We start from the raw sequence: 23037 nt of genomic DNA, 5'->3' as shown, positions 1-23037 counted from the left end.
GCCGCGGCGCCCGCGGGCCCCGACCTGGCCGCCGAGGTCGTCCTCGACGACGCGATCCGCGCCACCGCCCCGCCGCACTGGGCCCCCGAGCCCGGGCGCATCCTCCTGACCGGCGCCACCGGCACCGTCGGCCGGCACCTCCTGGCCGAGCTGCTCACCGGCACCGGGGCCACGATCGACTGCCTGGTGCGCGCCGACTCCGCCGAGGAGGGCCACGGCCGGGTCCGCACCGCCCTGGCGGAGGAGAACCTGTGGCAGGACTCCTTCGCCGACCGGATACGGGCGATCCCGGGTACCCTGTCCCGGCCCCAACTGGGGTTGAAGGAGCAGGAGTTCATGGAGCTGGCCGAGGAGGTGGACGAGATCTACCACTGCGGTGGCGTGGTCAACTTCCTTCCCCCGTACCGCCGGGTCAAGCCGGTCAACGTGGACGGCTGCCGCGAGATCCTGCGCCTCGCCGCGGCGGGCGGCCGGACGACCCCGGTCCACCACATCTCCACCACCGGGGTCTTCGGCGAGACGGACGGGTCCGGCGGCGGCCCCTACCGGGAGGAGCCGCTGCCCGCGGTACCGCCCCGGCAGGACCACGGCTACGGGCAGTCCAAGTGGGTCGCGGAACGGATCATGTCCCTGGCGGCGGACCGCGGCATCCCGGTGCGGATACACCGGCTGGGCCGCATGGCCGGGCACAGCCGGACCGGCCGGTGGAAGCTCGGCGACGTCCTCAGCGAGGCCATCCGCGCCTGCGTCGTCCTCGGCCAGGTGCCGGAGACCGACGCCCCCGTCGACCTCACCCCGGTCGACTACGCGGCCGCCGCCCTGGCGAAGCTGGCCCGGGCGGGCCTGCCCGGCGGCGAGGTGAACCACCTCACCAACCCGGCCCCCTTCCGGCTGTCCGCCCTGGCCGAGGCCATGGAGGCGGCCGGCTACCCGGTTCGGACCGTGGCCCCCGACGCGTGGTACCGCTCGCTGCTGGAGCTGAGCCGCACCAGCGCGGACGGCAAGTGGGGCATGGTGCTGGACATCGTCGGGCCCTGGGCGCGGCAGATCGGGCAGGGCCTGGAGGAAGGCCCGTACGAGACCGTGCGCACCGCCTGCGCGCTGGGCGGGCAGCCCGTCTGCCCGCCCGCCGACGCCGAGTTGCTCGGTCACTACCTGCGCTCCTTCGCCGCCGCGGGCTTCATCCCGGCCCCCGGGGAGGTGGCGGCCGGATGACGACGACCGACACGCTCCACGGCCTGTTCCACGAGCAGGCGCGGGCCCGTCCCGACGCGGTCGCCGTGGTCGACGGCGAGGCCGTGCTGACCTACGGCGAACTCGCCGAGCGGGCGGACCGGGTGACCGCCGCCCTCGCCGCCGCCGGCGTCGCGCACGGCTCCCTGGTGGGGCTGCGGCTCCCCCGGGGCGCGTCGGCGATCGCCGCGATCGTGGGCATCCTCGGCCACGGCTGCGCCTACGTACCGATCGACCCGGCGTATCCGCAGACCCGGCAGGACTACATCGCGCACGACGCGCGGCTGACCGCGTTCGTGGAGGAGGCGCCGACCGGCGCGGCGGCCCCGGACCCGGTGGTGCGGTCGGTCGCCCATCCCGGGCCGCCCCACGAGATCCCCGCCGGGACCGCCTACGTCATCTACACCTCCGGGTCCACGGGAGACCCCAAGGGCGTGATGATCGGGCACGCCCACGTGCTGGCGCTGCTGGACTCCTGCGGCAAGGAGTTCGACCTGGGGCCGGACGACGTGTGGAGCATGTTCCACTCCACCAGCTTCGACGTCAGCGTCTGGGAGCTGTGGTGCGCCTTCGCCAACGGCGGCCAGGTCGTCGTGGTGCCCGCCGCCACGGCCGCGGACCCGAGGGCCCTGGCCACGCTGCTGGCCGCCGAGCAGGTCACCGTACTCAGCCAGGTGCCCACCGTCTTCGGCCATCTGGTGGCCGAACTGGCCGGCCGTCCCGTACCGCTGCCGGAGCTGCGCTACGTGGTGCTCGCCGGCGAGGCGGTGAACCCGACCGCCGTGCGGCAGTGGCACGACCTCGGGCTCGGCCCCCGTACCCGGGTGGTGAACATGTACGGCATCACCGAGATCACCGTGCACGCCACGTTCCGCGTGCTGCCCCCGGGCCCGCTCGTACCGGTGCGCCCCGGCTCCACTCCGGTCGGGCTCCCGCTGGCCCACCTGTCCGTCGAGGTGGTCGACGAGGACCTGGTGCCCGTGCCCCCGGGCGAACCGGGTGAACTGCTGGTGAGCGGCGGCGCGGTGGCGTTCGGCTACCTCGGGCGCCCGGAGCTGACCGCGGCGCGCTTCTCGGTGGCCGCGGACGGCACGCGCCGCTACCGCTCCGGTGACCTGGGGCTGCGCGACGAGGGCGGCGAGCTGCACTACCTGCGGCGCCTGGACCGGCAGGTGCAGGTACGCGGGTTCCGCATCGAGCCCGGCGAGATCGAGCACGCGATCCGGCAGCACCCGCTCGTGGCGGAGGCCGCGGTCACCATCGAGCCCAACGGCCACGGCGAGCCGATGGTGGTCGGGCACTTCGTCTGCCGTGCCGGTGCCCCGCTCACCGGCACGGAACTGCGCGCCCACCTCGCGCAACGCCTCCCCGGGCATCTGCTCCCCGCCGCGCTGCGCCGCCACGACGCGTTGCCGGTCACCCCGAACGGGAAGGTCGACCTCGCGCGGCTGTCGCAGGAGCCGTCGGGGTCCGCCGGGACCGGGGACGTGCCGTGAAGGTCCCGGCAGCGCCGTCCGCAGCACCCCCCACAGAACAGGAAACGGAATGAACCCCACGTCCGATCGGAAACAGCGAGAGCGAGGGACCGCATGGGCGGTGACCGTCACCAGCCTGGCCGCGTTCCTCGTCGGTCTGGACAACCTGATCGTCATCACCGCGCTGCCGGCGATGCGCGAGGATCTGGGTGGCGGAATCGAGGAGCTGGAGTGGACGGTCAACGCCTACATCCTCACCTTTGCCGTGCTGCTGCTCCTCGGCGCTGCGCTGGGTGACCGGTTCGGCCGTCGCAAGATATTCCTGCTGGGCATCGCGGTGTTCACCGCGGCGTCGGCGGCGGCCGCCCTGGCGACGTCCACGGACGCGATGATCGGGGCCCGGGCCGTACAGGGGCTCGGCGGCGCGATGCTCATGCCGCTGAGCCTCACGCTGCTGACGGCGGCCGTACCGCCGGAGCGCCTCGGCGCGGCCTTCGGCATCTGGGGCGCCGCCAACGGCCTGGCCGTGGCCACCGGGCCGCTGATCGGCGGGGCCATCACCGAGCACATCTCCTGGGAATGGATCTTCTGGATCAACGTGCCGGTCGGTATCGCCCTGCTGCCCCTGACGCTCATGGGCCTGCGGGAGAGCCGGGGCCCCAACAGCCGGCTCGACATGGTCGGCACCGCGCTCGCCAGCCTCGGACTGTTCGCGATCACCTTCTCCCTGGTGCGCGCCAACACCGAGGGCTGGACCGACGGAACCATCCTCACCGGCCTGTTCGCCGGAGCCGCGCTGCTCGTCGCCTTCGTCGTCTGGGAGTCGCGCACCGACGCCCCGATGCTGCCGATGCGCCTGTTCCGCTCCCGCGCCTTCAGCACCGTCAACGCGGCCGCGTTCCTCATGTACACCGGCATGTTCGGCGCGGTGTTCCTGCTGACCCAGTTCCTGCAGACGATCCAGGGCTACTCGCCGTTCGAGGCCGGTCTGCGCATGCTGCCGTGGACGGCGATGCTGCTCGTCGTCGCCCCCCTGGCGGGGATGCTCTCGGACCGGATCGGCGGCCGTCCCGTCGTCGCGACCGGCCTGACCCTGATGACCATCGGCCTCGCCTGGCTGACGCTGATCGCGGAACCGGACGTCAGCTACGCGCGCCAGGCCCCCGCGTTCGTGGTCAGCGGCATCGGCATGGCGATGTTCTTCGCCCCGATCGCGGCGATGGTCATGGGATCGGTCTCGCAGGACGACCAGGGCGCCGCCTCCGGCGCCAACAACGCGCTGCGCGAGGCCGGCGGCGTCCTCGGGGTCGCCCTCCTGTCCGCGGTGTTCTCCCGGAACGGCGGCTACGGCTCGCCCGACGCGTTCACCGACGGCATGAAACCGGCCCTCTGGACGGCCGTGGTGCTCGGCATCCTGGCCACCGCCGCCATGCTCCTCTCCCCCAAGGGCGCCCGCCTCCAGTCAACCCCACCCCCCGCCCAGAAGACCCCCACCCCGACCCCGACCCCCTGACCCCGCACCCCTCGGCCACACCGGAACGACGAGCCCGCACCCACCGGGGCCACCGTCCCGGTGTGGCCTTGGTGCGCGGTGCCCACCGTGCCACCGCCTGCCAACGACAGGAGCGTGGTCCTCGATCCGGATCACCGTCCGGAGAGACCTGCGCTCCTGTCGTTCAAGAGCTCCAGCGCCTCCTCCCACCGGAAGTGGTCCGCTCCTCCGCCCGCTTTCGGCCGGTGCGGCGCGTACGACCCGACCAGCACGCCCATCTCCCGCAGCTGGTCAAGGCTCCGACCGTACGCCGGATGCGCGGCCATGGCCGCGTTCACGTACGGCAAAACGACCGTCGGGACGCCCATCCCGTACGCCTCGCACAGGATGCCCAGCGCGAGGGTTTCGGCGATGCCGGCGGCCCACTTGTTGATCGTGTTGAACGTGGCGGGCGCGACGGCGATGGCGTCGGCGGGCGGGAGCCGGCGCGGGTCGCCGGGGCTGCACCACTCCGAGCGGATCGGGTAGCCCGTCTGGGCCTCGAACGCCTCGGTATCAAGGAAGCCGAGGCTCTGTGGTGTGGCTATGACGCCGACATCCCAGCCCTGCTCCTTCGCGGCGGTGATCAGCTTGTTGGCGTCGCCCGCGATGCCGGCGGCGCAGACGACGACGTAAAGGAACGGCTTCTTCTGCTGGTCGTTCATGGCTTTGCTCCCTCGTCGACGCGCTCCCCTGCGGTCACGATCCAGACCATGGCCGTGAGCATCCGTAGACGGGGCCGGGCCAGAGACGCCGCCTTCCACCTGCACGAAGGGCACGGTGCCTGAGTGCAGGCGTCGGCCAGCCAACGGATGGCTGGTGGCGCGCGGTGATCCTTGTGCACCCTGGTACCGGGCTCACGTATCGTCGCCAAGGTGACCAACGCGCATGTGGCGAGCAGGCACCGCATTCCCTTCCCTGATCTTGCGGAACTGATCAAGGAGTTCGACCTCGGGGACGTCGTCGACTGGCGTCATCTGGCTGACGGTCTCATGAACGTGAACTGGCAGCTGGATACGCCGCGAGGGACCTTCGCTCTCAAGCGGGTCACGGATGTGCCGCTCGACAGGTTGCGCCGCAATCTTGCTGCGTTGCCGGACCTGGCTGAGGCCGGCATTCCGGTGGTCGTCCCTGTGGTGGGCTCGTCGGGTGGGGTCGTGGTCGAGGTCGGTGGGAGCGGGTACTGCCTGTTCCCCTGGGCACGTGGAGCGCACGTTCGCGGCGTGGACCTCCCCCTCGCTCAGGTGCGGCGGCTCGGCACGGTCCTCGCCAAGCTCCACCTGGCGCTCGGGCACGCCGCCGAAACGGGGGTCCTCTCCGTTGTTCCCGTCAGCCTCACTGCGGACGTCGTCACTCCGGAACAGGTGTCGGAGAAGGCCGACCGGCTCGCCGCTGCTGCGCGGGCCCACCGTTCGGGCGACTCCTTCGACACGGCGGCGCTCGACGCCCTCGCCAGGCGTCGGGTGCTGCTCGCCGAGTATGCGGCCATGCGCCCTGAGGGAGACGTTCCCGCAGGGCCGTACGGCTGGACGCACGGCGACTTCCAGTACCGGAACCTTCTCTGGGCGGACGGCGAACTGGTTGCCGTCCTCGACTGGGATCGGCTCGGAGTCCGCCCGTACGCGGAAGAAGTCGTTCGTACGGCGCAGGTGCAGTTCGGGGTGGAGGGCGTGTTCGACCTGGAGCGGATGGCGACGTTCGTGGCCGGCTACCGGTCGGTGATCCCGTTGGAGCCGGCCGCGCTGCTCGATGCCGCACGCCGCCTGTGGTGGAAGCGGATGACGGACTTCTGGCAGTTGGAGTTCCACTACGACCGGGGGGACCGCTCCTGCGACGACCTGTTCATCGCCGACGAGGCGCTCCTCAACTGGTGGACGGAGCGGCTCGACGTGGTGGAGCGGGCGTTCGGCGACGCTCTCTAGATCCCCAGTTCCCGGAGCTCTGGGAGGCAAGGGCGGGTGAAACGTGCCGCTCTGGTCCGTACCCGCACCCCCAGCGCTTCGTGGTCCCCGTTCCGGATCGCTCGCGCCCACGCCTCCGGGCCGGCGGTGGCGGGCAGGACGATCCCGGCGTCGCCAATGGCTTCGGGGATGCCGCCCCGGTCGGTCCCGATGCTCGGAACGCCGTGGAGCGCGGCCTCGACGATCACGCGGGGGAAGGCATCTTCCACGGTGGACGGAACCAGCAGCAGGCGATGGCTGCGATACATAGGCCCCATGTCGTACACGCGGGGCACGTATGTCACGTTCGGGTAGGCGGCGAAGTCGGCGGCGGTGTCCCACCAGCCCTCGACCAAGGTGAAGTGCTGTTCCGGCATGAGACGGATGAGCTGGTGCAGTAGCTCGGATCCCTTGGCGGGGATGGGGTTGATCATGAGTACGGACGCGGTGCGGGCCTCGTCCGAGCCCTCCCCGGGCAGCGCGAACGGCGGGTACATCACGGCGAGGCGGGTGCCAGGCGTGTGAGGTACGCGTGACCGGACGAAATCCGACACGGCGAGGCCGTAGTGGGGTCGGCCGGCGAGGACCTCCAGGCCGGTGGCGGAAACGGAGTGCAGGAGGCCGGCGACGAGCGCGGTCGGTCTGGCCTGCGCGGCGAGCTGCGCCGAGCCTTCCTGCGAGGTGAACACGACGTCCGGGCTGAGGTCTGCCAGGAGGCTGCCCAGCGCGTGCTCCACGTTGTTCTGCATGAAGGCCGCACACTCGACCCCGTTCCACCGGTAGCGCAGGGTGCCGTCCGCCTCGCCGTACGGGACGTGATGCTGGTCCAGGTGGGCACACATGTCGGGGAGCTGGGTGGCTCCGTTCCAGGGCGCCTCGTGCGAGCCGAGATAGGTGACGTGCCAGCCGGCGGCGGCGAGTTCTTCGGCGAGGAGCTGTTGGGTGACCTCGGCGCCGCCGATGAGGAACGGAGGCGGGGTGCGGTGCCAGGCGAACAGGGCGGTGGGCATCTTCCGTCACCTTGCCCAGAAGGTGACGAGGGCTTCCACGGCCCGGGCTACATCGGCTGGCCCGGCGTCGGCGGCCAGGACCGTGAGCTCTCGTGTCACGGGCCGACGGGGCGTGTGGACGAAGTAGTCGCGGGCGTGGCGGAGGAAGCGCGGCTCATGGAGGAAGTACTCGGACTTGGCAGTGGTGTGGCCGGCGGTCTTGCGGCGGAGGTGGAGCGTCTCGGCCGGTACGTCGAGGTAGAGGGTGTGATCAGGGCGCAGGAACGGGAGCGTCTTGAGCCGATGGTGGAGCTGGTGGCGCACGCCGTACCCGAACAGGGCGTCCAGGGCGTACGCGTGGGCGAGGAGGGTGTCCACGGAGCGGTCGAGGATGACAAGCTGCCTGCCGCTCGCGGCGGCCTCGGCGAGGCGGGTCGCCTCGATCTCCATGAACCTCTCGAAGGCGTCGAGTTGGGCAGCGGCCGAGTCGGTCCGGGCCGGAGGGATGTCGTCGCGGAGGGCAATGTGCCTGACGTAGCAGTCCGAGACGAATGCCCGCGAGCCGAGGGCGGTGCGGCGGAGGTGGCGTATCGCCGTGGACTTGCCGGCGTAGGAGGGCCCCTCCAGGGCGATGATCAGCACGTCGTCTCCTCCGTCCGGTAGAAGCGCTCGGCGTAGAGTCCCGTGCCATCGCCGAGGTCGGCCGCCGTGGTGAAGGCGTGCCGGATCGGCCGGTACATCTTCCGGGCCGGGTGCATCTGCGAGCCGTGCATCCTCAGGACAGTGACCTTGTCCAGGACGACGTCGGTGATGTCGACCAGCTCGGGCCGCATCGTCGCCCCCGTACGTGCACGGAACAGGTGTTGGTCGCAGCCGGCGAGCGCGTACGTCGACCAGAACGCGAGGTCCTCCCAGAACCAGGTGCAGCCGAGGCGAACGGCGGCCTCATGGACGAGGAGGTGGTCGGGGTGACGGGTGACGGCGGCGGGCGCGAGGAGTTCGGCGCCGGGGTGGGCCGCGGCGATCCGACCGAGCTCCTCGGTGACCCGGTCAAGCACCTGTGGGTCGTAGGGACGGTACGGCGGCTCGGCGTCCTCGTGGCCGAGGAGGCGTCGGCGGGTGGCGAACGGCGCGAGCGCGGCGGCCCCCTCCCGGTCGCGCAGCTCGGACACGGTGTCGACGTCGGCGTAGGTGACCTCCAGGGCGGGGTGCACGCTCCGGGACCGGGTGAAGACGGTGACCACGGTCAGCGGTCGGGGGCGGGCGAGGAAGGTGCCCGAGGCCGAGAGGGCGAAGTCGTCGTGATGGGGTTCGATGGCGAGGACCGGGCGGTCGGCGGGGGTGCGCGCCTCGATGTAGTACGGGACGCGGGTGTGGGGCGCGGTCACCTCCAGGACGCGGTGGTCGTGGTTCCGGTGGCGGGCGGCGAGTTGCTGGGTGTGCGTCTGGTGGGCGCGGTGGAGGTCGTCGGGGAAGGTGTAGATGCCATGCCCGTCCGGCACTGGCAGGTCGTCCAAGGGCTGGGGCTGCACAGGAGTCTCCTTCGTCATCGCACGGTCGTCTCGTACCAGTGGCGCCACATGCGGGGCGACCGGAGGCGCAGGCGGGCGGTCACGGGGTTCTGCCACCAGAGCATCCGCAGGCTTGACCACTGGTCGTAGCGGCGGGTCGACGGGCGCACGCGCAGTTCGTCGAGGATGGTCACGGGCCGGTCGGTGGCCTGGCCGTGGGCGGTGAGGCGGGCGAAGAACTCCACGTCCTCGCTCATGAACAGGTCGTCCCGGTACCCACCGACGTGGTGGAAGGCGTCGGCGGTGCAGAACTGGTTGACGCCCTGGGCCCCGCCGCGCCGGGTGCGGTAGTGGTCCCAGTACGCGCACAGCAGGCGGGCGCCGAGCCGTTCCGGGGTGTAGAGCGGCGGGATGGCACCGCCGACGGCCCCGGCGTCCATAGCGACAGCAGCAGCAGTGACCGCCTCCAGGGGCAGAGCCACGTCCGCGTCGGTGAAGAAGAGCCGGCCGCTGCGGGCGGCTGCCGCTCCCGTGTTGCGGACCCGGCCGATGTTGCGGACGGACTCGGTGACGACGCGGACGCCGAAGGAGGAGGCCATGTCGGCGGTGGCGTCGGTGCTGGCGTTGTCGACGACGACCACCTCTCCCGCACGGCCGGTGATCTCCTCCCAGCGGGTGAGTGAGGCGAGGACGGAGGGCAGGTAGCGGGGCAGGTAGGCGGCCTCGTTGAAGGCCGGGATCACTACCGACAGGGCGGGGGTGCTCATCAGCGCGTCCTTTCCGGGCGGCGCGTACGGAAAAGGTGCGGCGTCCGTCGGCTGACGTCGTCCAGGCGGCGGGCCCACAAGGCGCGGTCGTCACCGGGCGAGGAATGCGCCCAGGAGCGCAGAGTGTGGAGGACGACCCAGGCGCCCAACAGGTGGTGATCGAGGGCAAGGGGGTAGGCGTCGGTGACCGTGCGGGCCCGGAGAGTCGAGAGGGCGTCGGTCATGACGAGGGTCTGTGCGACGTCGGATTCACGGGGGCCGGCCGCGGCGTCGGTGAAGTCGACCAGGTGGGGAATGGCTCGGGGGCCTGCGATGACGACGTTGTCGCCATGCAGGTCGCCGTGGCACCACACGGGCTCCGTGTGGACCGCGTCGGCGATGGCGGCCAGCGCGGGCGCGATGCGGTCGAGGCTGCCGGGCGGGCAGCGGCGGCCCAGTGAGGTGACCTGCTCGTGGAGCGGCCGGCGCGGGGCCGTCGGCCGGACGGGGGCCCGGTGCAGGCGGCCTAGCAGGCCGGCCAGGTCTTTCAGAGCTCGCCCGTCGGAGATCCGGCCGGAGCGCATGGCGCTGCCGAGGGTGAGCGGGCCAAGATCGGCGGTGATGAGGGCGGTCGCCTCGTGGCCTGGAACGCGCCCGTATCCGATGAGGGCCGGTACGGGGACGTGATCGGCCACGGCCCGGATGGCAGCGCTCTCCGTGATCGCGTTGCGGCGTGCGGTCGCCGCGTACAGCTTGATCACGACACCGCGTCCGTCGGCCAGGCCAGCCCGGTACACGACGGTGTGCGTACGCGCGGACAGCCGGCGGGCGGTGCGGGCCGGTACCCCGATCAGGGCGAGGGCGGCACGCGAGACGACGGCCGGGACGGCCCCGGTCACCGCACACCCGCCGGTTCCACGCCGACGGCGCCCAGTCGGCGGACCTGCCTCATGGCACCCGTCAGGTGCCGTCGGTATTCGACGACTTCCTCCGTGACGGGGCAGGTGGCCTGCCATGGCTTCTCGGGGCCGACGAAGTGCACGAGGGCGGCAGCCGGATCGGGCTTCGGCGACCGTGTGACGACCCGGTGCACCCAGTTCCCGCGTTCCAGGAATCGGCCGACCTCGAACCGGTTGAAAACGCCGGCCACCGGGCGCACTCGGCCGGATCGCAGAAGCCACAGGTTCAGGGCGTCCTGGTCGTTGTGGAGGATGTGGCGCCAGGCGTGGATCAGGGCCTGCTCGACGCCTCGGCGGATGCGGGGCATGTGGTCGGTGTGGGTCCAGAGCACGCCCGCGTTGAAGTACGGACGTCCGCGCAGATGGGGCCAGCGGGCGGCGGCTCCGGGCAGTGCCGGACACTCGCCTACGGCTAGGTTGAACTCGTCCCGCACGGCGCCCGTCTCCTCCGGCGCGAGGCAGCCGAGCGGCTCGCTCACGTCTCCGCGCACGAGTACGTCGGCGTCCACATAGATCAGGTAGGGACGGCGGACGAAGCTCGGCGTGAACTCGAACCGGAGATAGGTGGTGACGGTGATGTACGAGGCGTCTGCCATGCGCGAGGAGCGCAGAGGGGCGCGTCGACGGAGGTCGAAGGAGCCGAAGCCAACCCGCTTGGCGAGGTCGGCGAGGAGGAGCGCCTGCGACCGGGTCAGGTCGAGGGTGAGCACCCGTACGGCAGCTTCGCGGCGGGCCGCCGGGGCGAGGCTGTCGGCCAGGCCGGCGAGGGCGGCGAGGCCGGGGACGAGGTACTGCTGGTCGATACAGAGGCCGAATGCGTACACGAGGACTTCGCCTTTCAGGCGTGGTGCACGGGCGTGACGGAGGAGTCGGCAGTGAGCGCAGGTGCTCACCAGCTGTCCCGGGCTTCGGAACGGGTGAGGAGTTCGAGGCTGTCGGGGTCGTCGGTCTCCCAGTGGGGGCCACCGCCGGTCGGCGGTCGCAGAACCCACACAGTGCGGCCGACGTGGACGTCGGTGACGATCGACCGTCGGCCGTCGCCGTCCCGGACGAGGTCGCCGACCCAGGCGTGCTGGGCGCTCACAAGTCGTCCCCCTCGTACGCGTCTGTCTGCGTGAACCAGCCGGAGGCCGCGTCCCCGATGCCGCGGCGCCGACGGGCCTGGTCGGGGGTTCGACGGGGCGGGGTGCCGCTCGAGCCGTCGGCGAGGAACCCGCCCCGGTCACGGAGGAGAACACCGAGAGCCGCGAACTGGGCGGCGTCGGCAGCGACGTGCGTCAGACCGCTGACGACGACACCGCGGATCATTCCGGCGGACAGGGCGGCCGTGACGGCCCGCCAGCCCGGCCGCTCCATGAGCGGCAGCGACGGAGCGGGGTCGGACCAGACGCCGGCGACGTGCCAGTGCCGGGCGTCGGCGTAGCAGCGGCCACGCTCCTCGCTCTCACCGAGGGCGGTGGAGGTGGTGGCGCAGGAGTAGACGGCGACGGGCACGTGCCCGAGGCCGCCGGGCGGGTTGATCGGCATACCCACAAGGCTGCTGGGCTGCGGCGTTGGGGCCCAGGCACGCACCGTCGCAGCGGAGAGACTCCGCGTCCGGCCGGACCGCCACGCCGCGTGGCAGCGGAAGCAGGGGCACCCGAAGGTGTGCCACGCCCCGTAGCAGTCGCGCTGATGGCGCGCCCATACCTACTACGGACCGTGGTACTTCGGCTCGTAGGTCAACGCACGCCGAGGGGTACGCCCGCGGAGTCCGCCAGTCCTCGCAGTCGGTTGACGGAAACCCCAGCAAGTCGGCTGATGATGACGCCGGGAAGCATCTGGTGACGCACCCATCCCGGGGCCATCGCGCAGACGGACTGGAGGGTGTCGGCTGCGGCCTCCCACCGTCGGCATCCGACCTGGGTGAGCGCTACGTCCAGGCCGTATCGGGCCCGGGTAGCCAGGGGCACCGTGGCGTCCAGGCGAACAGTGTCCATCAGCCGCAGCGCTCCAGCCATATCGCCGAGGGCCACGGCGATGCTCATGGCCTGCGTTGCGGCGTACATCGGTCCGTACGGCTGGGCGTGCGCGCCACGGGCATGTTCGCCCCCGATTCGGGCGGCGACGGCGTGCGCCTGGGAGAGGTATTCGCGGGCGTTGTCCGAGCTCGCACCGCCCCGGGACGCGGCGACGGCGGCGTTCGTGACGAGCTGCCCGTACACGCTCAGCCGGTCCGGGTCGTGCTCGCTCATCTTGGGCTCGATCCGGTCGGCTTGTGCTGCGGCAAGGAGGAAGCCCTGCTTGGTCCGGCCGTCGCGGAGGTTGACCCACGCGGTGGTGGCGGCAAGGTGCGCGTCACGGAGATCATCTCCGCCCTGCACGGCGATCTGGCGTCCGTACGTCAGCGCCGCATAAGCCAGATCGCGTGATCCGAGCACGTTGGCGGCCATGCCCGCCGTCTGAAAGGTGTCGGTCAAGACGCCCGCAGCGGCCTCCCGTTCATCGAGGCCGGCCATGTCGAACCTGGCCCGCGCCTCGGGAAGGAGTCGCCCGAGGAGAGTGCCGAGCTCGGTGTACCGGCCTCCCCAGTACGCGGCGTCCGCACGACGGACGACGGCGCGGAGCTCTTCGATGGTGCCCGGCTCGACCTCTGCGGGGATGCCGATGGCCGCATCGTGCGTGGCTGCGGAGACCAGACGTAAGGCAGCCCGCTCGTCACGGTCCATGGACCGCCGTGGCGCCTGCTGCCCGAGGAGTACGGCGATGTCCGTGCCGAGCGCGTCTGCGATCGACAGCAAGGACGGCAAGGAAGCCGTCCCGCCGCGTTCGAGCTTGCGCACCACTCCGACGGACACGCCGGCCGCCTCCGCCAACTGCTCCTGTGTCATGCCGCCGCGCAGCGCCTTCAAGCGCTCAGCGGTGGTGTACTCCGACCACTGCATGCTCCAGAACCTCCGCGTGATGGGCCCCACACGGACAGTACTCACAGAAGTGGTGCGGTGGACAGCCTTCCACCTGCGGGCAGTTGACACTCAGACAGTGAGCACAGCCGTGACGCCGAGAAGAGCCTCCAGTTCTGCCACAACCCTGTCTTCGTCGGTGGCATGAACGGTCGTGATGCCCAACTCGGCAGCCGGCGGCAGGTTCACCTCATGGTCGTCCACGAACACGCACCGCTCGGCAGGCAGCCCGATCCTCTCCAGCGCGAGCCGGTAGATAGCCGGGTCCGGCTTCGCCAACCCCTCGAGCTCGGACACGATATGCACGTCGAAGAGGTCCCATATGCCCATGTGCTCATAAGGGTTGAACGGATCGAGCCCAAAGCTGTTCGACAACAGCGCGAGACGATGCCCGGCAGCCCGCGCAGCCCGGGCGAGCGCGATCATCCGACGCGCCGGCGGGACGTCGGCCCAGGCCCGCCCCATCAAGTTCACGGGGTCCACGTGCTCACCAAGGAGAGCGGCCGTGCCCTCGTTCCACTCGGCCTGCCCGATCTCCCCGATCTCCAGCGCCGAGTACAGCCGCCGACCTTCCGGATGATCGTTGAGCGTCGCCCGCCACGCCCCGGGTTCAAGCCCTTCAGACACGCACCAGGCCCGGTGGACCTCGATGGGGCTAGCGGTGAGCACCCCCGCGAAATCCAGGATCAACCCCAGCTGCCCGTCCCCGTCAGCCCTGCCCCCGCGCACCATCCGGCGTTCGCCCCTTTCGAGATCGGACTCATACGGGGACGCTACCGCGCATCCACCGGTCAGAGCACACGGGGAGAAGTCACCTAACCCTGGACCAACTGCCCGCCGTCTGCCCGGCAGCCGTTGGGCAGAGGCTCTCACCCACGAGCACCTCCCTCAGCTTGTCTCCGCCCGCACGGATCCGCGACACACGCCGAGCCCGAGCCAGAAGGTACCGTTTCCTTGCCTGGCCCCAAGAAGTCACCGGTCTCGGTGCCGTCCGGCCGAGCTCCCAATCACGTCACGTGACCTTCGCGTCAGTTAAGAAGGCACCCGGTCCACCAGTGCCTCGTGCAGGGTGGAGGCATCCTTGTCCGGCGCCGCTTCAGACAGCCTGCGAAGGTCCTCATCGGTCAAGTACCTGTAGCTCTGAGGCGGGTGAAAGGGCCCTGCCGCCCGCAGCGCAGACAGCGGAACGGGGTCCTGGAAGGTGACAGGTGCCTCTAGCGAGAGGCCGCTGGCGCGGGTCGCCCCGCTCATATATTCGTCATAGTCTCGGCGACTGATACCTGCACTCGCACGGCTCGCCGACCACACCTCACGTGGCGAAGCCACCTGCACGGAGGCGATCCGAGCCATGCCCACGATGGCCATTGTGGGCGCGGTCGCGTAGAGGAGCACAGGAGTTCCAGGTGGGGCTGCGACGCGCTGACGGCGCACCTCGATCGTCTTGGTTCCAGCCAGGATCGCCGTGGCAAACCGCGGGTGGACGGACAGCAACATCGCTCGCTCCGGATCGCTCACGTCTTTCGGTGCCCCTCTTCGTACACGGCCTGGAACAGCGCGCTGTCGATCTTCATCATCGACATCGGCGTCTTCCACGTTAGCCCCAAGCCCTTAGCCAACGAGGTCAATCGCGAGCGCGTCACCTGCGCAGGGAAGATCTCCGTGTCCGAGAACCTCAACGCCATCACCTTGCCCGTCGGTTCGGCTTGCGCACGCACGTCAGCACGACCATATACGCCCAGGTGTTCGAATCGCGAGAAGAGGGAGTCAGGGTCATCGACTATCACCTCGTCCAGCCGCGAGCAGCCGACGGCCATCATCCCTTGCTGCCCAGCAGTCCCCCGACTGACGTACCAAAGGACTCTGCTAGGAACGCTCTCCCCACGATGACCAGCAGACCGGTAGTAGACGTGCTCACGGCTGATCCCGAGCACGTCGTCACGCGGCACGAGCATGGCCGGCACGTTGAACAGCTCTGTGGACCAAAGAGGCCGAACAGGAACGACGAAGGAAGGAAGGGCGGTGTCGATGAGTTTCGCAGGCCACCAGGCTCGCTCAGCTACGCTTACGACTTCCGGTGAAGCACGAGCATCCAAACGCGGCGCCGTACGGCCAGCACGTGCGGCAATCTCTCCTGCCGCCTCCGAAACGGCCTCAGCCGGCCCGCAGAGATCGACGATGAGTGCCGCGAAGCCGCGTTCGTCCTCGGTGAATCCGTCGGCACCCAGAGCAGACCTGGCGGCTGTGGAGAGAAAGGGATCAGCAATGCGCACGATCTGCGCGCCTCGATCTCGCCCCAGCCGCTTGAGCATGAAGAGCAACTGCCGGGCAAGCGTCTCCTCCAATGGATGGGAAGCAGTGCGCAGGATGGCGACGTTCAACGTGCGACCATCCATCGCCCAGGCATAGAGGGCCACCGGATGCCCGTCGCCGTCCCGAAGCAGCTCTCTTCGCCACAGCACGCCATCCGCGCCGAGCGCCTTCAATCGCTCCACGAAGGCGGTTCCTGTGTCGCCGCCCGTCTGCTCGAAGAAGGCGACCAGCTCACCTTCACTCCCGGATGCGACTTCCTCCATCGAGAAGGCTGTCCCCATGAGATCCGCCGGACGGTACACCTGGGCTTGGCGGAGCTCGTCCACATGAAGTGTCACCATGGCCGGCGACACCACCCGAACGCGCGCCACATCCCAAGCGATATCAGCCAGCCCCTCCAACTCGGGATCGCGCGTCACCAACACCTGCAGCCCGGCGCAGGAAGTCTCGGCCACGTAGCGCAGTCGAGCACGCATCTTGCCGTCGATCAGCAATTCCGGCAGTTCTTTGCTCAGGGCTGCAAGCATCTCCTGCTGACGAACCGATACCGCCGCCCCGTCAGGCGACGCCGCTCGAAGCTGGGGCAAACCGTTGCGCTGACGCTGTCTCGCCTCACGGTTCTCGATCTCGTGCACATCAAGAAGGAGCTGCGGTGTGTATGTCAGCTCGATCAGGTCCGCTAGCCAGCCAGCTTCAAGGGCCTTCGACTCCTCGACAGCCCGCTCAGCACCCTCGCCCCGCAGTCCGGAGAAGACGCTGTGGTCGACAGTCACGACCAGCAGGGCGTCGCTTCGCACCTCGGTGAACAGGTCATCATGACCAAGGTCGAGCCACCAGGTGTCAAGAGGCTCCTTGTCCTCGCCACGGCCAATGCCCTCACCCTTCGGAACGAAACCGAGGCCGCTCCACATGGGGCTGAGCCCGTAGTCCCGTCGGCACCTGGCCCGAATGCCGAGCCGATGCCCTTGCCTGCTGCGCAGCTCCGCGATCAAGCGCCGCGCAATGCCCTTCCCTCGGTGCTCCTCGGCCACGCAGAGATGCACGAGACGGACATGCTGGCTGCGTTTGGGCAACCCGAAGAGCGCATACCCGACAAGTTCATCACCTTCCAGCGCGACCAACAGCCCGCCGTCCTCGGCGTACTTGCGGTACGCGGGTGGGGTGAGCAGCCCCAGGCGCTTCGTGTATCGGTCACCCAGGGCAATGGCGACGCTGAGCAAGTCCGACTGCTCTCCCGTCACCGGCAGCACCTCGATCGCCATCCGTGTCCCCTCCCGTTCGATCACCGCCCCAAGCGCATACTGCCCAAACTGGAAAGGCCAAGCCACCGATTGAGCAAAACCGGCTGATGGCGGGAATCTTGCGGCGCCTCCCCGCCACTACATGCCACTGACGCAACGCCACCGAGCAGACGATGAGGTTCAGCCCGGGCCATCGGTACCGAGGCGTCAAAATCAGGTTCCTGTCGCCCCCCTTCACCCTGCGTGCCCACCCAGACACCCATTGCCAGTGGCGTCGAGTAGCGTGCCGCCCTCAGAGGAGCAACACAAGGAGAAGCCTATGGCGGACGCTACCGTGCCCCGGGGCAGTCGAACGAAGCAGGCCACGTACGTCTGGCTGTTGAGCCTCACCGCGAACGAAGGCTTGTGCACCTACTGCGCTGTCAAGCCGTCAACGACCCTTGATCAAGAGCAACCCGTGGCCGGCAATGGCGCCGACGTGTGGTGGAAGTTCCTCCCGGCATGCAAGCCCTGCAATGACTGGAAGCGTGGACGCAGTCCGATGGAGTGGCTCATCGATCAGAAGCTGCACCGCGAGCATCCCCGCGACGGTTTCGACACGCGCAAGATGCCTCTCCGCAATGTTCGCCGGGTTCGAGACACGCATCGAGCGAGTACGCCGCGAGATCGCCGAGACTGGTTCCGGCACCACTTCGGGGCAGCCCGCTGCAAGAACAAGGGCGACATCTGGGGCCACCTCGAACTGTGCAGGAAGACGCTGGATCGGTACCCTCACCTGCCTTAGCGGGCGGTTCGTGAGGTGATGTCTGTTTCCGGCTGCAGTTGGAGCAAGGTCGCTGGTGGAGGTGCTGTCGGCTATTACTTCCTGGCGAAGTTGCCAGCGTCGGCCTCGGTGAGGATCCCGAGTTTGACCAGGCGTTTCAGCTTGGCGCGGGTGCCTTCGACGTTCTTCGGCAGCACTTCGTGGCCGAGGACTTCGCAGACGTCCTTGGCTCGTAGCGGTCCGGTCGTGTGGTTGACGGCGGCGAGGATGCGGGGGTAGTCCGGGTGCTCGGGCAGGGCCGGCGCGACGGCCGGGAGCCGGTCGGCGAGGCCGGTGACGGTTGTGCGGGTGATCGCGAGGTGCTCCAGGTGCGTCTCGGCCTCCCGCAGTCGGGTCTGCAGGTCGTCGATCTGTGCGCGGAGGTCGTCGGCCAGGCCCCGAGCGGCGTCTTCCTGGAGGTCCAGGGCGTCGAGCAGGGGCTGGATGTTCACGCTGCCACCGCCTGCGTCTCGCGCCAGGTGGGGGCGTTCGCGCCGGTGAGGCGTCGGGTCATGACGTGGGTCATCGCCCAGTAGACGCGGGAGGCGGAGGAGGAGGGGCGGTGCTCGTAGTCGCGGAACAGGCGCCGGTGCAGTATCAGGATCCTGTAGGTCTGCTCGACCCTCCACCGCTTGGGCTGTGGCACGAACCCCTTGACCTGCGGTTTGCGTTCGACGATCTCGACGTCGATGCCCAGGCCAGCGCCGTGTGCGACGACCTGGTTCTTGAAGCCCTGGTCGACCAGGGCTTTGCGGACGGTTCCGCCTGCGTGCTCGGCGACCTGGTCGAGCAGGAGGATGCCCGCGGCGTTGTCGTGGGTGTTCGCGGCGAGGACGACGACCGCGATGACCAGGCCGAGGACATCCACGGCAAGACCCCGTTTGCGGCCGGGCACCCGCTTGGCCGGATCGTGGCCGCTCGTGGAGGCGGGAACCCCGGCGGCCACGTGGACACTCTGGGTGTCCAGGTCCACCAGGGTCGGGTCCTCTAATCGCCGGGCGCGTTCACGGACCTGGCAGCGCAGGAGTTCATGGATGACCTGGTCGGTCCCGTCGTCACGCCAGGCGGCGAAGTAGTAGTACGTCGCGCTCTTCTGCGGCAGGTCGTGCGGGAGAAAGGCCCACTGGCAGCCGGTCCGCCCCTGGTAGAGGATCGCGTTCACGATCTCCCGCATGTCGTAGGCGCCCTGGTGGCCGCTGACCGAGCGATGCCGGTCCTTCCACGCGGTGATCACCGGCTCGATCAACGACCACTGCTCGTCCGATAAGTCACTCGGATACGGCTTGCGTTCACTCACCCGGTCACATCACCAGATCACCAACCGCGGACCGGCAGATTCCGCCCCACCGCCACACCATCAGGCGACAGCAGATCAACTCAAAAACTCACGAACCGCCCACTCAGAGCCGTCAGCGAAAGGCCGCTTGGGAGAGGACCGTATCGGCAGCCGCAGCCCAAGTGATCTTCTGCGCAAGCAGGTCACGTAGGTCAGCGACGTGCTGGAAGGCACTCTCGCGATCGCGCAAGATACGTTCGATGGCTCGCGCCCACGTGTCGGTATCCCTACTCACATCCCCGGTAACCGGAACCACGAACCGATTCGCCATTTGTCTCGAAGTCTCACGCAACAGCTGCCCCAGACCGCTTGCAGAAGTGATCAGCACAGGAACACCCCGGACAATCGCCTCCAACCCGACCAGGCCAAAACCCTCAGACCTTGAAGGCATAAGAACCATACTGGCTGTATCCAGGTCATGCTCGATCGCTTCCTCCTTGGAGGTGTATTCCCGCACCACCACCTGAAGGTCCGCATTTCCGGAGAGCGCAGATATCGCCTCGCGCTCTTTCTCTCCGGTGCCTGGCTGGGCGCCACGGACGACGAGTCGCACCCGGTGCTCACCGACCTGCTGCTGCCATTTGTCAACCTTGCCGCAAGCCGCAGCCGCCAACTGCACCCCCTTGAGCTCTGCGTCCTCGGTACGGCCAAGCAGCAGTACGCGCAGAGGTTGCCCTGCGGGCGGTGTCCGCGTTCCGACACAGTCGACGGCAACGTCAAAGCCGGGGTCCATCCGCAGCGGCGCCAGCGGCGCACTGGTGAACTCCGTCAGGAACTGGTCGTGTAGCCGAGGGCCGATCGCAACGACCCTGTACGCATCTTTGCCTAGACCGCGCTCGATCTCCGTCCGTTCCGACGCGCGCAGCCCCGCGTCCGTTTCACGACCAGGCTTATGCCACTCAATCTCGTCGGGTGCCATGTGTACGAAGTGCAGTCGGCGGGCCTGGGGATAGAACGCGTCAGCAAGCCGCCGTGCGGCGAATCCGGTGATTCTGCTGTGTCCAACGATCAAATCCGGCGTCTTATCAACCAGCAGGGCCGGACGACCAGACAGTCTCATATCGTCCGACTCCCCAGCAACAGATGGCGCGGGAAGAAGGGTCACACCAGCCGCCGCAGCAAATGCCAATTCCTCTGGCGTGGCAGAGAGAACAATGCAATACACCTCGGCACCCGCCCGCGCCAGTGCGCAGCACATTTCCCGATTGAGGGTACTCAGACCCCCATGGGAGGAGGCCCACTCCGTGGCAACGGCGAGCACGACAGGCGCACATTGACCAGAGGAGTCCGCAGCCGTTGGCTCTTCCGTGCCCTCAGGCCCCATCGACTTCCGAACCCGATCCACCGCCGCGTAAAGGTCGACACCGAGCTCTTCCCGGATCTTGGTGGGGTCGCCAACGTCCGGCACCATCAGATACCCGGTCGGGTACTCGCGCACCTCCAGGCTCGCCAGATCCTCAGCCGCCCGATCAAGCGATCGCCTCGCTACTGCAGGGGTGCGGCTCACGAGGTGAGCGATAGCCATGTTATAAGCGCTAAGAGCCCGATTCGCTGGAATCGAAGCGAGCTCTAGCGCGATAGACGACCATTTCAACCCCTCGTCGACAGCACCGGAGGCAAGGCATACATGAGTGATACTGTTCGCATATTCCCACGCTGGCGACAAATCGTACGCCGCCTTGAAGTGTCGTAGGGCCCTGTCACGATCCCCCCCTTCATACGCGTCGAAAGCGGCGTGCCGGTGGTTGTGGGCTAGGTCTGACCTCAGCCGCCCTGTCGCCCGACCAAACCATTCCTCGGCTGGCCATGTGCGCAGTGGAATACGGACCCGGTCCGTCTCTAGTTTGCCCCCATACCGGGCTATCCGATCTGCAGCCTGAACGAATTCAGGAAGACTCGCGAGATCAATGTCGTCGACATCTGACGAGAACAACCAACGCTCCACGGCCAATTCGCCTAGCTGACAAGTTACGCTCGTAAGATCCAGTGCCGCTGGCTCCCCTGCTTCAAGCACCGCCTTGTGTACGAGGTCGATCGTAGGCGTGGCGTCCGGCCCCTCCTCAGGCAATATCTCAAGCGCCGCAAAGTTCTTCTCCACGGTAGCCAACTTCATCATGTAGCAACACGTGGGCATGATCCGCAGAGGGCCCTGTCTTTCAAATCTGTGCAGTAGCCCCAGAACGCGGTTCACAAATAGGGACCGGGTACCTCCGCGCCCGGTGAACTGGCCGTGTGGATCACGCTGCACCCGACTGACTGTGTAGACGCGTACGTAAATTTCATCGAGGAGTTCCGTCTCGACGGCGAACGTGATGATCTCGTCGGGTGCGAGAAGACCCTGATTAACGAACGATCTGTGACAATTGTCGTACGCCTCTCGACTGATTTGTGGATCGTCGGCGATGACGTGGGCGAACCATGCCTGGTCAGCTGTGGCGCGACCAAGTGCCGAGGTGAGGATGGCGAACGCCACCAGATCCGTCGTGGACATCGCCCGCACGGCTCGGATCAACGGACGATCCATCAGGTCCCGGCCTGTCTCCAGCTGTGAGCGGATCGCTTCGAGCACTTCCGGAGTCAGCTCCAACAGCTCGGCCCCGACCAGTTGCATCCGAGCAAACATCGCGTGGCAATACAACTGGATCTCGTACGGATTGCCATCCGTGAGCTGCATGAGCTCCTGCACCACACCACGCCTCACTCTGATTGGGTGCGGGCCCAACGCATTGAGAGGCTGTAGCACACAGTCCCAAACGTCTTCGTGATTAGCGAACCGCTTAACCTCCACCTCTTTGAACTGACGCAGGATCTGGGAGTGGACGGACCTGATCTGCTCCACCAGCCCTGACGTGCCGGCCAGCACCACCACTAGCCCGTCGACCCGGCTGGTCAGAAACCTCAAGATGGACAACACTCGGGTGTCCGCAGCCATGACCTGCGCCTCGTCGACGAGCAGAGCGATCGGATGTCCGAGGAGCTCCAAGAACAGGCCAATATCAGCCCGCAGCGCCGCTTCCGGAACGTGGTCATCGCCGCGCTTCTTCGCCAGAGCCATGGCCTCTGGGAAGGCAAGCTTGTCGTCGGGTCCGGCCATGACTACCCCGGCCATGATTCTGCGCACCACTGCCAGCTCGAACGGTATGTCTCTGCCCAGAGCCCGTAGCGCATCGGCAACGGCGATCAGTAGCTCTTCATAGACCTTGCGGTAAAAGATGGAGGGGCCGCCGTCACCCTCGATCAGGTCCACGCGCACAGTGGTGAACCCTCGATCACGCGCCATCCGATCAGCTGCATTCAGCAAACTGGTCTTGCCTGCGGCGCGCGGCCCGTGTAGGACCACGCACACCGAGGGTCTGCCGACCGATGCCAGACTGAACTCGTGCCGGATAGCCTGCGTCTCCTGTTTGCGACCGGAGAAGATTGCGTCGTCGCGCACGGGGTTGCGGAAGTCGTACGGATTGCGCAGCTGGCTGATGTCCATGGGCCCCCCTCACATCCGGTCCGATCGTACGTTCAACGCCGGAGGGGCGTCATGGGTTCGCCGCCGCCGGATCAAAACCGTCGATCGAGCTCACAACGGTGCTTGGCCGACAGAGTGGAGCCGAGCAGCGGCGTCTCGTCAGGGGCAATGTCTTCAGGCAGGATGCGGCGCCCCGGAGAAGACACGCCATCTCATGACGTCGCCCTTGCCCAAGCCCCAGGCGAGCAGCTCGAACATCCCGTCGGCCGCTGGCTCACTGGCTTTCGCCGGTGTCAAGACAACACGTCCGTCTGCATTCGCCCGTAGCGCCGTCCCCGCTCCTATGCGCCGCACGCTAGCCCCAGCCGCTGACAGCCCCGCCGTCCCGAAAACGCTCAAAGTTTTCGCGCGACGCCGACGACCATGTCCGCTGGTGCAGGTCAGAGCCACCCCACACCCCCACCCACCAGGTGCCTTCTAAGCACTTGGCCGCAGGGCGAGTCCTACGAAGAGCAAGACGGAAAGCTTTCTTCGGTTACGCACAGTTCCTCAATGACAATCA

General features: G+C 68.4%; 21 protein-coding genes. 5 read left to right on the top strand and 16 right to left on the bottom strand.

The features are described from left to right. The 3 genes from MHW47_RS02775 to MHW47_RS02765 form a co-directional block, all read left to right on the top strand. Positions 1–1215 (top strand): thioester reductase domain-containing protein (locus tag MHW47_RS02775; RefSeq protein ID WP_239220964.1); only part of this gene is annotated, 1215 nt, incomplete at its 5' end. Further along, positions 1212–2729, top strand: coding sequence for an amino acid adenylation domain-containing protein (locus MHW47_RS02770; RefSeq protein ID WP_239220963.1), 1518 nt, complete (start codon positions 1212–1214; stop codon positions 2727–2729). The genes MHW47_RS02775 and MHW47_RS02770, both read left to right, overlap by 4 nt. 49 nt (positions 2730–2778) lie before the next feature. Beyond that, complete coding sequence (locus tag MHW47_RS02765) at positions 2779–4221, top strand: DHA2 family efflux MFS transporter permease subunit (protein WP_239220962.1); 1443 nt, start codon at positions 2779–2781, stop codon at positions 4219–4221. Between the two features lie 131 nt (positions 4222–4352). Here MHW47_RS02765 and MHW47_RS02760 read toward each other — a convergent pair whose 3' ends face one another. After that, entirely contained in the window at positions 4353–4904 is a 552-nt protein-coding gene (locus MHW47_RS02760) for a flavoprotein (RefSeq protein WP_239220961.1), read from the bottom strand. 171 nt (positions 4905–5075) lie between these two features. On the opposite strand from MHW47_RS02760, the gene MHW47_RS02755 reads away from it, so the two are divergent. After that, positions 5076–6161: a phosphotransferase gene (locus MHW47_RS02755; protein ID WP_275448773.1), complete on the top strand. Its 1086-nt coding sequence runs from the start codon at positions 5076–5078 to the stop codon at positions 6159–6161. On the opposite strand, the gene MHW47_RS02750 is transcribed toward MHW47_RS02755, so the two are convergent. The 12 genes from MHW47_RS02750 to MHW47_RS02695 all read right to left on the bottom strand — a co-directional run bounded on the left by MHW47_RS02750 (position 6158) and on the right by MHW47_RS02695 (position 16898). Continuing rightward, positions 6158–7189, bottom strand: coding sequence for a glycosyltransferase (locus tag MHW47_RS02750; RefSeq protein ID WP_239220959.1), 1032 nt, complete (start codon positions 7187–7189; stop codon positions 6158–6160). The genes MHW47_RS02755 and MHW47_RS02750 overlap by 4 nt on opposite strands. A gap of 6 nt (positions 7190–7195) precedes the next feature. Further along, positions 7196–7810, bottom strand: coding sequence for an AAA family ATPase (locus tag MHW47_RS02745; protein WP_239220958.1), 615 nt, complete (start codon positions 7808–7810; stop codon positions 7196–7198). Next, the gene (locus MHW47_RS02740) at positions 7804–8718 is read right to left on the bottom strand and encodes a PIG-L deacetylase family protein (RefSeq protein WP_239220957.1); all 915 of its coding nucleotides are present in this window, start codon (positions 8716–8718) and stop codon (positions 7804–7806) included. Before MHW47_RS02740 ends, MHW47_RS02745 begins: the two co-directional genes overlap by 7 nt. Further along, complete coding sequence (locus tag MHW47_RS02735; protein WP_239220956.1) at positions 8715–9446, bottom strand: glycosyltransferase; 732 nt, start codon at positions 9444–9446, stop codon at positions 8715–8717. The genes MHW47_RS02740 and MHW47_RS02735 overlap by 4 nt, the downstream gene beginning before the upstream one ends. Then, positions 9446–10324: an aminoglycoside phosphotransferase family protein gene (locus MHW47_RS02730; RefSeq protein WP_239220955.1), complete on the bottom strand. Its 879-nt coding sequence runs from the start codon at positions 10322–10324 to the stop codon at positions 9446–9448. Before MHW47_RS02730 ends, MHW47_RS02735 begins: the two co-directional genes overlap by 1 nt. Next, the gene (locus MHW47_RS02725) at positions 10321–11208 is read right to left on the bottom strand and encodes a glycosyltransferase (protein WP_239220954.1); all 888 of its coding nucleotides are present in this window, start codon (positions 11206–11208) and stop codon (positions 10321–10323) included. Before MHW47_RS02725 ends, MHW47_RS02730 begins: the two co-directional genes overlap by 4 nt. A gap of 65 nt (positions 11209–11273) precedes the next feature. After that, entirely contained in the window at positions 11274–11468 is a 195-nt protein-coding gene (locus MHW47_RS02720) for a hypothetical protein (RefSeq protein ID WP_239220953.1), read from the bottom strand. After that, positions 11465–11911, bottom strand: coding sequence for a recombinase family protein (locus MHW47_RS02715; protein WP_239220952.1), 447 nt, complete (start codon positions 11909–11911; stop codon positions 11465–11467). Before MHW47_RS02715 ends, MHW47_RS02720 begins: the two co-directional genes overlap by 4 nt. 194 nt (positions 11912–12105) lie before the next feature. Then, the gene (locus MHW47_RS02710) at positions 12106–13308 is read right to left on the bottom strand and encodes a helix-turn-helix domain-containing protein (protein ID WP_239220951.1); all 1203 of its coding nucleotides are present in this window, start codon (positions 13306–13308) and stop codon (positions 12106–12108) included. 90 nt (positions 13309–13398) lie between these two features. Continuing rightward, the gene (locus MHW47_RS02705; protein ID WP_239220950.1) at positions 13399–14058 is read right to left on the bottom strand and encodes an HAD-IA family hydrolase; all 660 of its coding nucleotides are present in this window, start codon (positions 14056–14058) and stop codon (positions 13399–13401) included. A 300-nt stretch (positions 14059–14358) separates the two neighbouring features. Beyond that, positions 14359–14820 carry an ASCH domain-containing protein gene (locus tag MHW47_RS02700; protein ID WP_239220970.1) on the bottom strand — a complete coding sequence of 154 codons (462 nt, stop codon included), beginning with the start codon at positions 14818–14820 and terminating at the stop codon, positions 14359–14361. Positions 14821–14837: 17 nt separating this feature from the next. Beyond that, the gene (locus MHW47_RS02695) at positions 14838–16898 is read right to left on the bottom strand and encodes a GNAT family N-acetyltransferase (RefSeq protein WP_239220949.1); all 2061 of its coding nucleotides are present in this window, start codon (positions 16896–16898) and stop codon (positions 14838–14840) included. Between the two features lie 298 nt (positions 16899–17196). On the opposite strand from MHW47_RS02695, the gene MHW47_RS02690 reads away from it, so the two are divergent. Beyond that, a complete protein-coding gene (locus tag MHW47_RS02690) occupies positions 17197–17661 on the top strand; it encodes a hypothetical protein (RefSeq protein ID WP_239220948.1) in 465 nt (154 codons plus the stop codon). A 74-nt stretch (positions 17662–17735) separates the two neighbouring features. Here the strand turns inward: MHW47_RS02690 and MHW47_RS02685 are convergent, their stop codons facing one another. The 3 genes from MHW47_RS02685 to MHW47_RS02675 form a co-directional block, all read right to left on the bottom strand. Then, positions 17736–18131, bottom strand: a complete 396-nt coding sequence (locus tag MHW47_RS02685; protein WP_239220947.1) for a hypothetical protein — start codon at positions 18129–18131, stop codon at positions 17736–17738. Continuing rightward, on the bottom strand, positions 18128–18976 hold the full coding sequence (locus MHW47_RS02680; protein WP_239220946.1) for an IS5 family transposase: 849 nt from the start codon (positions 18974–18976) through the stop codon (positions 18128–18130). Before MHW47_RS02680 ends, MHW47_RS02685 begins: the two co-directional genes overlap by 4 nt. A 112-nt stretch (positions 18977–19088) precedes the next feature. Further along, entirely contained in the window at positions 19089–22496 is a 3408-nt protein-coding gene (locus tag MHW47_RS02675; RefSeq protein ID WP_239220945.1) for a glycosyltransferase, read from the bottom strand. Between the last annotated feature and the right edge of the window lie 541 nt (positions 22497–23037).

Origin of the sequence: Streptomyces sp. OfavH-34-F (assembly GCF_022347745.1) — a bacterium.
GTDB lineage: Bacteria > Actinomycetota > Actinomycetes > Streptomycetales > Streptomycetaceae > Streptomyces.
Note: the sequence above shows the minus strand (reverse complement) of the source record. Positions and strands in the feature narration are given on the sequence as shown.